A 12,641-nucleotide genomic window follows, 5' to 3' on the forward strand; every position below is an offset into this window, starting at 1 on the left:
CCGATGCGCACGCCGCCGGGGTTGAGTACCGCATCGGAACGACCGTAGATGATCATGCCGTCGTGAGCGGTGAAGGGTTCGATCTACCAGAGCTCAAAATCGCTGCGATTCATGACCAACACCAGAGCCCAGCTGTCACTTTGCATTTTATCGGTCGTCTCACTCGAACGGACTTCCGCCTAAGCGACCGATTTCAGGCAGCAACGAGCGAGTTTTGAAACCGTTACGTTCATTGGCTTGGCCTTTCTTAATTCGTGGCAAGCGGAGTTCATAGATGGTGCTTTCGTCACCCTGCTTTGTTTTAAGCAAATCCTCCTCGTTCAGAAGGATGAGATTTTTGGGATTTGTACCAAAGGCAAGAAACAACCATGCTGCGGCAAGCTGCTCAATATCCAGTGCGGTGGTCTCGCCAGCACGGTGCAGATGTGCTATCAGAGCTTCTATTTCAATTTGGCGCAGAGGGCCTTCATTGGGGTCGTCGCGTAATACTGCCGCGCCTTTCAAGCTGCCACCGATAGTACGGCTCTCCAGTTCCGCCGCGATTTCCTCATTGAATCCTTCGCATTGGGCATCGGTGCACCACAGATGCCAGCGCCGGTAGGCGTCTAGATAATTAGAAACTGTACCTTCGGAAAAGCTTTCTCTCAGGTATATATGCAGAGCTTCAAATAATGCGAAACCATATTTTTCGGAGTCATTAATATTGGTGATTACATTATTTGCGGAAATGAAGCATGCCTTTAGTCAATTGAATTGCCCATGAGCATAGCGTGGGCTGCTTCGGCGGATGAAGTTCAGAAATAGGCTTGGGTGGATACTAATGCCGAGCCCTGTTGTAATGGCATCAAGTCCCAGTTTAAGACTTCCGTCGCACTCAACCGCCATTGCGTACCCGAGGTATCGATGCTTGCACCTGAAAGGGCCAAGACCGTAGTCTAGTCACTGACCTCCCATGAGGGATCGGTGAAATTGAATGTGGATTGCACGGGATGACTCATTTCTTCCAACCCTTCTGTTGTATTCGCAATAGTTTCTTGTTGGCGGCATACCGGATGGCGCGTCTGGCATAGCGGAATGGCATCGCTGAAGTGGGGCTCCAGCCCATCGCATATTTTTGATCGCGCAGACTTATTTCCGGATCACCGCCTTCTTCCTCATTCAATTCGACCCAGCGATCGTTCCAGTCGTGACGCAAGAGGTGATGGCATAGTCTTGCCAGGACAGGATGATGGCGACGTAGCGTCTCAACGATTAGACGGAGCCCCCGGCTGCCTAGCGGCTCGCCACGATAATTGACAAAGAGGTAAGGATGCTTGGCTGCCGCGGGAAACTGCTGTCGATTTGCCCGGTGGCGGGTAATCCATTCATCGAGCGAATCACGCAGCTTGGCATCAAGGAGCAGCAGGCGCCCGAGGATCTTGGTAGCCGGTGCCGAGGTGCGCGGATTCTCCGGATCATCGTGACGGCGATGAATGGTGTGTCACAACAGCCAGGCTGAATGACCCGTAAGAACAGGGCACGTTGCTCTGGCGTGAAGCCGAGGCGTTCTCCAGGGACAACTGAAGCATCGGGCCGGCTGGGTGCCGGTGCGACGGTACGTGCGCGCAGGAGGAAGCTCTGCAAGGCCTCCAATGCGGCATCCCGGCGCGAGTCGTCAACGATCCGCGCAATGATGGGATCGGCCACCAATTCCTCCTGGCTTAAGAACTGACGTTTGGCCGCCCGCTCATCGAGTTGGATGCCATGCTTGGCAAAGAATGTGTAGGCACTGGCTAAGGCGGAGAGCCGTTGGCGGATGCGGCTGACTTTCAGGCCTTGGGACGGAACTGGGTCAGGACGTAACGGGTGGCGAGGGGGGCCGGCAGTCCGAGGGGGCCACCGGAGACGAGCATGAGTATGCGCTCACCGGACTGCATCCGTACTTCTCGAATGGAAAACTGGGTTACCGTGCATCTCTTGTCGAGTCAGATAGGGGGACTTTACGACAGCTGCACGGTTCCGGTGATGTAAATTTTGAACGCAAAGAAAAAGACCGGAAAACCAAGTGCAATCTACTGATTGCACAGAGAATTTCCAGTCTAATTTAATACTCTAACATTTTATTCCGGTTAGAACGGAATGTCGTCGTCCATGTCGTCCATGCGCGGGGCCGCTTTCGGCTCCTGGCGGCGCGGGGCGGCCGGGGCTTCCTGGCGCGGGGCCGGGGCACTGTAGCCGTAACCGTCGTCCATGCCGCCACCCATGCCGCCGCCGGACGAGGCGCCCATTTCGCTGCGGCCGCCTTGCAGGCTCAGCTCGTTGACGCGCACGTCGGGGGACAGGCGCTTGTTGCCGTCCTTGTCCTGCCATTCGCGCAGGGTCAGTTGGCCGTACACGGTCACTTGCTGGCCCTTGGCCAGGTAGTTCTTCAGCGACTCGCCGCGCTTGCCCCATACCTGGCAGCTGAACCAGTTGGTGCTCTTGCGCTCGCCGAAGCCGATGTCGCTGGCCACGCGGAACGACAGGACGGGCTCGCCGCTCGGGGTGTAGCGCAGTTCGGCGTCGGCGGCCAGGCGGCCGTCAAAGGTGATGCTGTTCATTCAATTCTCCGGATAAGTTCAAGCTGCTTGGCCTGCGCCGCGAGCGAGGCCCGAATGGCGGCGCGTCTGCTTCCCGTTGTCCGCGCGGAGGCGGCGTTGCCGCAGCCATCCATACTACCGCGAAGACGGATTTTCTGGCTGGGCGCTTGCACAAAGGCCAGCGGGCGGACTGGGTGTCGGGGCAGGTTTGGCGAATGGGCCGTATTATACACGCCAATCGGCTTTGCTTTGTTCCGGATGCGGCGCAAGCTGAAGGGTTTCCGCCTGGAATGATGCGCTTGGCCGCGAGCGGGGAACTGTATCGGTCCGCGGCGGTCTGTCATGGGTTTGTTGAAAGGATGATGACATGATGAAGAACACAATAGTATCGATGCTGGTTGCCGTGAGCGTGGCCGGCCTGTCCGGCTGCGCCAACATGAGCGACACCCAGAAGGGCGTGGGCGGCGGCGCTGCCATCGGCGCCGGCGTGGGCGCGGCGATCGGCGCGTTGACCGCGGGCGGCCATGGCGGACGCAGCGCGGCCACCGGCGCCGCGATCGGCGGCCTGTTGGGCGCGGGCGGCGGCTACCTGTGGTCGCAGCACATGCAGAAGCAGAAGGAAGCGATGGAGCAGGCGACCAAGGGCACCGGCATCGGCGTGAGTCAGACTGCCGACAACCGCCTGAAGCTCAACATCCCCGCCGACGCCTCCTTCGATACCGGCAGCTACGCGCTGAAGCCCAGCCTGAAGCCGGTGTTGGACAAGCTGGCCGCCACGCTGCAGCAAAACCCGGTGACCTCGGTCAACATCATCGGCCATACCGACAACACCGGCAGCGACGCGATCAACAACCCGCTGTCGGTCAACCGCGCCAAGGCGACGCAAAGCTACATCGCGTCGCGCGGCGTGGACATCAACCGCATCGGCGTGGACGGCCGCGGCTCGCGCGAGCCGGTGGCCGACAACGGCACCGTGTCCGGCCGCGCGATGAACCGCCGCGTCGAGATCTTCGTGGCCGAGCCGGCGCAGCCGCAAAGGTAAGCGCGGACGGCGAAACGAAACAAGGGCGGCTCCCGATCGGGTAGCCGCCCTTGTCGCATTCAGGCTGGAAGAGGGGGTTAGAACGTGGCGTCTATCAAGCGCCGAACCTCGGCCTCGTCCCACTGCTGCTGCGACACTTTCAGGTAGGCGACGCGGTCGGCCAGCACCACGGCGGCCTCGTGCACGCCGGCCACGCCGGCCAGCTCGCGCGACAGCGCCTCGGCGTCGCCCTGCCACGATTCTCCGATGTGCAGCATCACCGAGCGCACCGCCTTGGGCGGCTGCATGCCCAGCGACCACACCAGCCACGACAGCATCAGCAGGGTGGTGAAGCCGAACACGCCGGCCGGGCCGTAATGGCTGTACAGCCAGCCGCCGGCGGCGGCGCCCAGGAACAGGCCGAACGACTGCGAAGTGTTGTAGACACCGATGGCGGTGCCCTTGGCGTCGGCCGGGGCGATCTTGGAGATCAGCGACGGCAGCGTCGCCTCCAGAATGTTGAAGGCGATGAAGTACAGCGACAGCCAGCCGACGATCTGCCAGAAGCTGTCCAGCGCCAGCGCCATGCCCAGCTGGGCGGCGGTCATCAGCGCGATGGCGCCGACGAACACCGGCTTCAGCCGCGCTTTCTTTTCGCCGTAGATGATGGCCGGCACCATCAGGATGAAGCCGATCACCGTCACCGGCAGATACACCTGCCAGTGCTGGGACTTGTCCAGATGGGCGGTCTTGATCAGCGCGAACGGCACGGTGACGAACATCGCCATCTGCGCGGCGTGCAGCGCGAAGATGCCGTAGTTGAGCCGCAGCAGCTGGCCGTTTTTCATCACCGCCGGCAGCCGCTTGGCGTTGGCCTCGGTGTCGGAGTGGAAGCGGGATTGCGCCGGGTCCGGAATCACCAGCCACACGCCGATCAGCGCGGCCAGCGACAGGAAGCCGGTGAGGGCGAAGATGCCGTTGACGCCGATATACTTGGCCAGCAGCGGACCCAGCACCAGGCTGGCGGCGAAGGTGGTGCCGATGGACATGCCTATCATCGCCATCGCCTTGGTGCGGTTTTCTTCGCGGGTGAGGTCGGCCAGCAGCGCGGTGATGGCGGCGGAAATGGCGCCGGCGCCCTGGATCACGCGGCCCACGGTCAGGGTGGCGATGTCGTGTGCGCCGGCGGCGACGAAGCTGCCGATGGCGAACAACAGCAGGCCGCCGTAAATCACCTTTTTGCGGCCGATGCGGTCGGACAGCATGCCCAGCGGCAGCTGCAGGATGGCCTGGGTCAGGCCGTAGCTGCCCAGCGCGATGCCGATCAGCGTGTGGTTGTCGGCGCCCTGCAGGGTTTTGGCGTAGATCGCGAAGACGGGCAGAATCAGGAACATGCCCAGCATGCGCAGGGCGTAGATACCGGCCAGCCCCAGGCTGGCCCGCAATTCAGTGGCATTCATGCGGTGAGATTTCGGTTTTGCGTATCTGGATTTTAACGACCGCGCCGCGCAATTGGATGACGCGTTTGCACGGTCATTGCACGGACAAGTGGAGCCGTCCCGGCCAAGTCGGGTATATTAACAGGTTCCCTGACGACGGTGAGTAACAGCTTCTTATGGACAGCATCCGCATCCGTGGCGCCCGCACCCACAATTTGAAGAACGTCAACCTGGACTTGCCGCGCAACCAGTTGATCGTGATTACCGGCTTGTCCGGCTCCGGAAAGTCCTCGCTGGCCTTTGACACGCTGTACGCCGAAGGCCAGCGCCGCTACGTGGAGAGCCTGTCGGCCTACGCGCGGCAGTTCCTGCAATTGATGGAAAAGCCGGACGTGGACCTGATCGAGGGCCTATCGCCGGCGATCTCCATCGAGCAGAAGGCCACCAGCCACAACCCGCGCTCCACCGTCGGCACCGTCACCGAAATCCACGACTACCTGCGCCTTTTGTTCGCCCGCGTCGGCGATCCGCACTGCCCTGAGCACAACGTGCCGCTGTCCAGCCAGACCGTCAGCCAGATGGTGGACCACGTGCTGGCGCTGCCGGAAGAAACGCGGGTGATGATCCTGGCGCCGGTCATCGTCGGCCGCAAGGGCGAAAACCTGGACCTGTTCGACGACCTGCGCGCGCAGGGCTTCGTCCGCGTGCGGGTGGATGGCGAAGTCTACGAGCTGGACGCGGTGCCCAAGCTCGACAAGAACAAGAAGCACACCGTAGAAGTGGTGATAGACCGCCTCAAGGTGCGCGCCGACATGCAGCAGCGGCTGGCCGAGAGCTTCGAGACCGCGCTGCGCCACGCCGAAGGCCGCGCCATCGCCGTGGAAATGGATAGCGGCAAGGAGCACTGGTTCTCCGCCAAGTTCGCCTGCCCGGTGTGCAGCTACAGCCTGCCGGAGCTGGAGCCGCGGCTGTTCTCGTTCAACAACCCGATGGGCGCCTGCCCCAAGTGCGACGGCCTGGGCGAGATCACTTTCTTCGATCCCAAGCGCGTGGTCGCGCATCCGGAGCTGTCTCTCGCTTCCGGCGCGATCAAGGGCTGGGACAAGCGCAACCAGTTCTACTATCAGATGCTGCTGGCGCTGGGCGAGCATTACGGCTTCTCGGTTTCCGACCTGGCTTTCGACGACCTGCCGGAGAAGGTCAAGCACGTGGTGCTGCACGGCTCCGGCCGCGACAGCATCGAGTTCAGCTACATGTCGGAGAAGGGCACCAAGTTCACCCGCGCCCATCCCTTCGAGGGCATCATCCCCAATCTGGAGCGCCGCTACCGCGAAACCGACTCCATGGCGGTGCGCGAGGAGCTGGCCAAGTACCAGAACAACCAGGCCTGCCCGCACTGCAGCGGCTCTCGGCTGCGGCTGGAGGCGCGCCACGTGTTCATCGGCACGCGCACGCTGCACGAGATCAACCAGCTGCCGCTGAAGGAAACCGCGGATTTCTTCGAGACGCTGGAATTCACCGGCCAGAAACAGGCGGTGGCGGAGAAGATCGTCAAGGAGATCCGCGAGCGGGTGTCCTTCCTCAACAACGTGGGCCTGGATTACCTGAACCTGTCCCGTTCCGCCGACACCCTGTCCGGCGGCGAGGCGCAGCGCATCCGGCTGGCCAGCCAGATCGGCTCCGGCCTGACCGGCGTGATGTACGTGCTGGACGAGCCGTCCATCGGCCTGCACCAGCGCGACAACGATCGCCTGCTGGGCACGCTGAAACGGCTGCGCGACCTGGGCAACAGCGTGATCGTGGTGGAGCACGACGAGGACGCGATCCGCGAGGCCGACTACCTGGTGGACATGGGCCCCGGCGCCGGCGAGCACGGCGGCGAAGTGCTGGTGGCCGGCACGCCGGCCGACGTGGCCGCCAGCGAGAATTCTGTCACCGGCGCCTTCCTGTCCGGCCGCCGCAAGATCGCGCTGCCGGGCGGCCGCCGCGAGCTGGGCGAAGAGCGCATGCTGCAGCTGATCGGCGCCACCGGCAACAACCTGAAGGACGTGACGCTGAACCTGCCGCTGGGCGGCCTGGTGTGCATCACCGGCGTGTCCGGCTCCGGCAAGTCCACGCTGATCAACGACACGCTGTACAAGATCGCCGCGCGCGACCTGAACGGCGCCAGCGAGGAGCCGTCGCCGTACCGCGAGATCAAGGGCCTGGACCAGCTGGACAAGGTGATCAACGTCGACCAGAGCCCGATCGGCCGCACGCCGCGCTCCAACCCGGCCACCTACACCGGCCTGTTCACGCCGATACGCGAGCTGTTCTCCGGCGTGCCGCTGGCGCGCGAGCGCGGCTACGGCCCGGGCCGCTTCTCGTTCAACGTCAAGGGCGGCCGCTGCGAGGCCTGCCAGGGCGACGGCGTGATCAAGGTGGAGATGCACTTCCTGCCGGACATCTACGTGCCCTGCGACGTCTGCCACGGCAAGCGCTACAACCGCGAGACGCTGGAAGTGCAGTACAAGGGCAAGAGCATCCAGGAAGTGCTGGAGATGACGGTGGAGCAGGCGCTGGAATTCTTCGCCGTGGTGCCGCCGGTGGCGCGCAAGTTGAAAACGCTGATGGACGTCGGCCTCGGCTACATCCGCCTGGGCCAGAGCGCCACCACGCTGTCCGGCGGCGAGGCGCAGCGGGTGAAGCTTGGGCTGGAACTCTCCAAGCGCGATACCGGCCGAACCCTGTATATTCTGGACGAGCCGACCACCGGCCTGCACTTCCACGACATCGACCTGTTGCTGCAGGTGCTGCACCGCCTGCGCGAGAGCGGCAACACGGTGGTGGTGATCGAGCACAACCTGGACGTGGTGAAAACCGCTGACTGGCTGATCGACCTGGGGCCGGAAGGCGGCGCCGGCGGCGGCCAGATCATCGCCTGCGGCACGCCGGAACAAGTGGCGGCCAATCCGGTCAGCCATACCGGACGCTATCTGGCGCCGCTGCTGGAACGAGACAAGAAATAAAACCAAGGCGCCGGCTCGTCCGGCGCGGAACCACCGAACATCAAGAGGTAGGCATGCTGAGCTTAGGCAAGATCGATCACATCCACATCCGCGTCAAGGATGCCGCGCTGGCCCTGAAATGGTATCAGCGGGTGCTGGGCATGGTTCCCGACGCGCGCTACAAGACCGATGGCGAGCACAATACCGCGATGCTGGCCAATGCCAGCGGCAGCGTCCGGCTGGCCATCAGCGAGGACGCCAACGCCGCGCCGTCCGACGCCCAGGGCGCGGTCGCCTTCGTGGTGAGCGGCCAGGAGTTCGTCGAATGGATAGACCAGCTGGCCGGCGAGCGCGTCACCAATCGCGAAGGCCAGACCATCGCCCGCGATTCGGTGCACGACCACCGTTTCTTCTGCGCGCTGTCCTTCGTCGATCCGTTCGGCAATCCGTTCGAGATCGTCAGCTACGACCACACCTGGCTGATCGGCAAGCTGAAGCTGGGCGGCCAACTGGCCGTTTGATCCGAGTCGTTCAAGACACCCGCCGCGAGCGGGTGTTTTTTCATTGGAGCAGACCATGGCGCACTATCTGGTTAATAACCCCTCCCCGGAGGAGGTGGCGGCGCTGCCGGGGCTGACGCTGCTGGAGTTCGGCGTGGACTGGTGTCCGCATTGCCAGGGCGCGCAGCCGCTGCTGGCGCAATATCTGTCCGCGCATCCGCGGCTGCGCCATCTGGCGGTGGAGGACGGCAAGGGCAGGCGCTTGGGGCGCTTGTACGGCGTCAAGCTGTGGCCCAGCTTCATCCTGCTGCGCGATGGCGTCGAGATCGGCCGCGCGGTCCGGCCGCAGAGCCTGGACGATCTGAAGGCGCTGCCGGCTGGCGCGTAAACGGTTTTGACGCCGGCTTTGCGCGGATGGCCTCCGCTTTTAGCCGGTTTTTAAGCGCATTTGGATATCTTGCATGTCCGTCCCGCCAAAGGGCGTCGCAAGGGGCGATGCCCGGCCTGGGCATGGTCTGGAGATATCCATGTTTGAAAAAGGCAAAAGCTACACCCGCGAGGAAATCCGCGCGGAGGTCGGCGGCAACAAGCATTCCTACTTGCCGCGCCACAAGGGCAGGGTGGTGGCCGCCTGCCTGCGTCCGGATTTGAATCCGGACGCGCCCGATGTGATCCTGTGCAATTCCTGCCCGCCGGAGCGCGCGGCTGGCGAACAGCTGGCCAGCCAGGGCGGGGCGATCCCGGTCTTCCTGAAACAGGGCGCGGACAGCTGGACATACCAGGGCCTGTACCGCGTGGCGGACAGCGAGACCCATCCGGACATCTGCGCGCCGCATGCCGCGCGCAGCGCCTGGACCCGGGGCCAGATCAAGCGGGTGTTGAGGATGGCGAAGCAGGGCTAGCGCCGGCGGGCCGGAGCGGCGTGTCGGGGCGGATCGGATGCTTTGGGCGTCCGGCCCGCCGCCAGGCTCAGGCTTGCGGCTTGGCGCCCAGCCGCCACAGGCTGGTGATTTCGGCCCGGCGCGCCGCGCTCAGGCCGTCGGTTTGCTCCACCGCCTTCTTGTGGCTGGGTTTGACGTCCAGCCTGCCCAGCACGGCGAGTCCGGCCTGGTCTATCCATTGCAGCAGCTGTTCGCGCGAGCGCAGGCCCAGGTGCTCGGCCAGGTCGGACAGGATCAGCCAGCCTTCGCCGCCGGGCAGCAGGTGCGCCGCCAGGCCGTTCAGGTAGCCGCGCAGCATGGCGCTGTCCGGGTCGTAGACCGCGTATTCGATCGCGGAGCTGGGCTTGGCCGGCAGCCAGGGCGGGTTGCATATCGCCAGCTGCGCCCGTCCTTCCGGGAACAGGTCGGCGCGCCGCAACTCCACCTGGCCGTCCAGCCGCAGGCGTTGCAGATTGTCGGCGGCGCAGGCGAGCGCGCGCTCGTCCTGGTCGGTGGCGACGACGCGGGCCACGCCGCGCTTGGCCAGCAGCGCCGCCAGCACGCCGCTGCCGGTGCCGATGTCGAAGGCCAGCTCGGCGCCCGGCAGCGGGGCGTCGGCCGCCAGGTCGACGTATTCGCCGCGAATCGGCGCGAACACGCCGTAGTGCGGGTGGATGCGCGCGGCCAGCGCCTTCACTTCCACGCCTTTCTTGCGCCATTCGTGCGCGCCGATCAGGCCCAGCAGCTCGCGCAGCGAGACCAGCGACGCTTCGCCGCCCTCGCCGTAGGCTTCCAGGCAGGCCTGGCGCAGGTCGGGCGCGCGGCGCAGCGGGATGGCGTAGTCGGCGTCCAGCGGCAGCACCAGCCGCGACAGGATCTGCGCGCGGCGTCCCTGGGCCTGGCGGTGCAGGTGGAACGATTCCAGCGGCGTGGCGCCGGTTTTGGCGCCCTTGCGGTCCACGCGCCGCGCCAATGCCTGCAGCAGTTGGCGGGCGTTCTGGTAGTCGCCGCGCCACAGCAGGGTGCCGCCTTCGCAGGCCAGCTTGTAGGCGGCGTCGGCGGACAGGCTGTCGTCGGCGATCACGATGCGCTTGGGCGGCGGCAGGCCGGCTTCGGAGCGCCAGCGGGCGCTGCGCTCGGCGCCGTCCTTCTGCCAGTGGGCGATGGGGTGCGCTGGGGCGGCGGGCTGCGGAGTCTGGGTCATGTCGTGCGTCGGATAAGGTTGGCCAAGGGCGGAGCCGCGTCTGCGCAGGGCCAATGGGCTGCGACTCGCCGCGAGGCGGCGGGCTTTGGTGTGCGGGACTGCGGGGAAGGGCTGAATGGTAAACGCAACGGGGCCATCCGTCATCTGGAAAACGCGCCGGTCCGCGCGGGCGGTCCGGCGCGGCGAAGGGGCTTATTTTAGCTTGACGCCCCAGTTGTCTTCCACGCAGCGCTGGTAGTTGCCGGCCTGCAGCGCGCTGTACGGCGTCTGGTAGCTGACCAGCTGGCACTGGTAGTCGTGCTGCCACTGCCAGTCTTTTTCCCAGTAGATGTTGTAGGCGGCTGAGCTGGCGGAGGTGAAGCGCTGCATATTGGCGCAGGACAGCTGTTCGTTGCCGTAGTCCCAGCCCAGATCGTGGGCGAACTGCTTGTAGTAGTCGATGCGGTTCTGCGCGGCCTGGCGCTCGGTGCCGCCGCCGCATTCGCCGTTGATGATCTGGATGGTGGTGGCGAAGTTGTTGCCGGCGCCGGCGGCGATGTCGGCGGCGTTGGGCACCCAGGTGCCGTCAATCACATGCAGCATCGAGGGTTTGGGCGGCTGCGGATAGACGAAGAAGAAGGTGGCGGAGGCGAGGTTGAGCCAGGTGCTGGCCACCAGGTCCGGGTTCTGCAGCAGCACCGATTGGTCGCCGTTGTTCATCGCCTGCGAGAAGGGGCCGTAGTTGTAGTTGTACGACAGCTGCTTGGCGCCGCGGCCGTAGTATTTTTTCCAGCTGCCGTCCGCGTTCTTGCCGCAGGTCCACACCTTGCTGAATACCGGATCGTCGCACTCGGTGTTGTAGCCGCAGGCGCTGCCGCTGTCGGTGCAGCCCATCTCGCGCAGGTAGGCCAGGCCCTGGCGCCATTGTGGCACGGTGTCGCTGGAGTCGTGGTTGCCGGTTTCCTGGCCGAAATGGGCGAACATGGTGGCCAGGCTGTGGCGGCAGATGGCGTCGGCGTCGCGGCCGTCGCTGTAGTCGTCGCAGACGCCGGGGAATTTGGCCACCGCCTGCAGGAAGCGGGTGTAGGTGTAGCTGGGGTCGCGGCGGCTGAAGTAGTAGTCCCATTTGGCCGGCGGCAGCAGCCGCTCGACGCGGCGCGCGTTGGCCGGATTGGCGGCGCGGCCGGGGGCCACTTGCTCCACCTGGTCGTTGGGCAGGGTGCGGATGGACGCCTTCACCTTGCGGAAGAAGTCGTTGTTGGTCAGGTCGGCTTCGTGTTGCAGCGCTTGCTGCAGGGTGGGAACGGGCGGCGCGGCGTCATCCAGCTTGCGCAAGGTTCCGCCGACATGGGCGACCCACGATCCCTTGGGGTTGGCGCCCGGGGTTTCGCCGCGGGTGGGCCATTTGGCCTGCCAGTCGCGGCCCTGCCATTGGACGGTCTGGCCTTTCTGGTAGGCGGCGCCGGCGTTCCATGGAGCGGCGAGCGCGGAGCCCGTCAGCAGCGACAGGACAAGGGATGCGAATAATTTCATATCGGTTCCTCGATGGTGGGGCATGCCGGACGGCACGTAATACCACTATGGAACCAATATGAAGTATGTCAAATGCGAATGGGTGCCGCTAGTTCAATCCGTAGAGGAAGCGCCGGGCGGCGAGGGGCCAGAGCCGAGGGGCCGAGGCGGAGCGCACAGGGCCGAAAAACGGCCGCAGGCGCTCAGCGGCGGTGGTGCGACGGACGCGGGCCGGCGCCGGGGTTGGCGGTCGGGTGGCGGAAGTTGATGCGGCCTTTGGTCAGATCGTACGGCGACATTTCCACGGTGACGCGGTCGCCCAGCAGCACGCGGATGCGGTGCATCTTCATCTTGCCGGAGCCGTAGGCCAGAATCTCCATATTGTTGTCCAGTCTCACGCGAAAGCGCGACTCGGGCAGCATTTCGATGACGACGCCTTCCAGTTCGATCATGTCTTCCTTGGACATAGCGTTTCCTTTCTCATACGGTAATGAAATGGCTTCGCGTGGCTGTCGGTTCGA

General features: G+C 64.5%; 12 protein-coding genes. 5 read left to right on the plus strand and 7 right to left on the minus strand.

Annotation, left to right across the window (positions count from 1 at the left end; genetic code table 11):
* Positions 1 to 159 precede the first annotated feature (159 nt).
* The 3 genes from ACY3GB_RS23040 to ACY3GB_RS23050 all read right to left on the minus strand — a co-directional run bounded on the left by ACY3GB_RS23040 (position 160) and on the right by ACY3GB_RS23050 (position 2,579).
* The gene (locus tag ACY3GB_RS23040) at positions 160 to 504 is read right to left on the minus strand and encodes a hypothetical protein (protein ID WP_463090792.1); all 345 of its coding nucleotides are present in this window, start codon (positions 502 to 504) and stop codon (positions 160 to 162) included.
* A gap of 490 nt (positions 505 to 994) precedes the next feature.
* Complete coding sequence (locus ACY3GB_RS23045; RefSeq protein ID WP_463090793.1) at positions 995 to 1,195, minus strand: hypothetical protein; 201 nt, start codon at positions 1,193 to 1,195, stop codon at positions 995 to 997.
* Positions 1,196 to 2,108: 913 nt separating this feature from the next.
* Positions 2,109 to 2,579 (minus strand): single-stranded DNA-binding protein, encoded by a 471-nt coding sequence (locus ACY3GB_RS23050; RefSeq protein WP_463090794.1) that lies wholly within the window; start codon positions 2,577 to 2,579, stop codon positions 2,109 to 2,111.
* A gap of 346 nt (positions 2,580 to 2,925) precedes the next feature.
* On the opposite strand from ACY3GB_RS23050, the gene ACY3GB_RS23055 reads away from it, so the two are divergent.
* Complete coding sequence (locus ACY3GB_RS23055) at positions 2,926 to 3,600, plus strand: OmpA family protein (protein ID WP_463090796.1); 675 nt, start codon at positions 2,926 to 2,928, stop codon at positions 3,598 to 3,600.
* Between the two features lie 77 nt (positions 3,601 to 3,677).
* Here ACY3GB_RS23055 and ACY3GB_RS23060 read toward each other — a convergent pair whose 3' ends face one another.
* The gene (locus ACY3GB_RS23060; RefSeq protein ID WP_463090797.1) at positions 3,678 to 5,039 is read right to left on the minus strand and encodes an MFS transporter; all 1,362 of its coding nucleotides are present in this window, start codon (positions 5,037 to 5,039) and stop codon (positions 3,678 to 3,680) included.
* 155 nt (positions 5,040 to 5,194) lie between these two features.
* Between ACY3GB_RS23060 and uvrA the strand changes: the two genes are divergently transcribed.
* From uvrA to ACY3GB_RS23080, 4 genes are all read left to right on the plus strand, one after another.
* The gene (gene uvrA / locus ACY3GB_RS23065; RefSeq protein WP_463090798.1) at positions 5,195 to 8,026 is read left to right on the plus strand and encodes an excinuclease ABC subunit UvrA; all 2,832 of its coding nucleotides are present in this window, start codon (positions 5,195 to 5,197) and stop codon (positions 8,024 to 8,026) included.
* A gap of 53 nt (positions 8,027 to 8,079) precedes the next feature.
* On the plus strand, positions 8,080 to 8,526 hold the full coding sequence (locus tag ACY3GB_RS23070; protein ID WP_463090799.1) for a VOC family protein: 447 nt from the start codon (positions 8,080 to 8,082) through the stop codon (positions 8,524 to 8,526).
* Between the two features lie 55 nt (positions 8,527 to 8,581).
* On the plus strand, positions 8,582 to 8,893 hold the full coding sequence (locus tag ACY3GB_RS23075) for a thioredoxin family protein (RefSeq protein WP_463090800.1): 312 nt from the start codon (positions 8,582 to 8,584) through the stop codon (positions 8,891 to 8,893).
* Between the two features lie 139 nt (positions 8,894 to 9,032).
* A complete protein-coding gene (locus tag ACY3GB_RS23080; protein ID WP_463090801.1) occupies positions 9,033 to 9,407 on the plus strand; it encodes a hypothetical protein in 375 nt (124 codons plus the stop codon).
* 67 nt (positions 9,408 to 9,474) lie between these two features.
* Here ACY3GB_RS23080 and ACY3GB_RS23085 read toward each other — a convergent pair whose 3' ends face one another.
* The 3 genes from ACY3GB_RS23085 to infA all read right to left on the minus strand — a co-directional run bounded on the left by ACY3GB_RS23085 (position 9,475) and on the right by infA (position 12,587).
* Positions 9,475 to 10,629 carry a methyltransferase gene (locus ACY3GB_RS23085; protein WP_463090802.1) on the minus strand — a complete coding sequence of 385 codons (1,155 nt, stop codon included), beginning with the start codon at positions 10,627 to 10,629 and terminating at the stop codon, positions 9,475 to 9,477.
* Positions 10,630 to 10,821: 192 nt separating this feature from the next.
* On the minus strand, positions 10,822 to 12,141 hold the full coding sequence (locus tag ACY3GB_RS23090) for a glycoside hydrolase family 19 protein (RefSeq protein WP_463090803.1): 1,320 nt from the start codon (positions 12,139 to 12,141) through the stop codon (positions 10,822 to 10,824).
* Positions 12,142 to 12,323: 182 nt separating this feature from the next.
* Positions 12,324 to 12,587 (minus strand): translation initiation factor IF-1, encoded by a 264-nt coding sequence (infA, locus tag ACY3GB_RS23095; RefSeq protein ID WP_021478917.1) that lies wholly within the window; start codon positions 12,585 to 12,587, stop codon positions 12,324 to 12,326.
* Positions 12,588 to 12,641 lie beyond the last annotated feature (54 nt).

The organism is Chromobacterium sp. Ag138, assembly GCF_055181315.1.

Excerpts from the sequence above, each read along its gene's own strand:
- ACY3GB_RS23050 (WP_463090794.1), bottom strand. The coding sequence starts at position 2,579 with ATGAACAGCATCACCTTTGACGGCCGCCTGGCCGCCGACGCCGAACTG.
- ACY3GB_RS23055 (WP_463090796.1), top strand. The coding sequence starts at position 2,926 with ATGATGAAGAACACAATAGTATCGATGCTGGTTGCCGTGAGCGTGGCC.
- ACY3GB_RS23060 (WP_463090797.1), bottom strand. The coding sequence starts at position 5,039 with ATGAATGCCACTGAATTGCGGGCCAGCCTGGGGCTGGCCGGTATCTAC.
- uvrA (WP_463090798.1), top strand. The coding sequence starts at position 5,195 with ATGGACAGCATCCGCATCCGTGGCGCCCGCACCCACAATTTGAAGAAC.
- ACY3GB_RS23070 (WP_463090799.1), top strand. The coding sequence starts at position 8,080 with ATGCTGAGCTTAGGCAAGATCGATCACATCCACATCCGCGTCAAGGAT.
- ACY3GB_RS23075 (WP_463090800.1), top strand. The coding sequence starts at position 8,582 with ATGGCGCACTATCTGGTTAATAACCCCTCCCCGGAGGAGGTGGCGGCG.
- ACY3GB_RS23080 (WP_463090801.1), top strand. The coding sequence starts at position 9,033 with ATGTTTGAAAAAGGCAAAAGCTACACCCGCGAGGAAATCCGCGCGGAG.
- ACY3GB_RS23085 (WP_463090802.1), bottom strand. The coding sequence starts at position 10,629 with ATGACCCAGACTCCGCAGCCCGCCGCCCCAGCGCACCCCATCGCCCAC.
- ACY3GB_RS23090 (WP_463090803.1), bottom strand. The coding sequence starts at position 12,141 with ATGAAATTATTCGCATCCCTTGTCCTGTCGCTGCTGACGGGCTCCGCG.
- infA (WP_021478917.1), bottom strand. The coding sequence starts at position 12,587 with ATGTCCAAGGAAGACATGATCGAACTGGAAGGCGTCGTCATCGAAATG.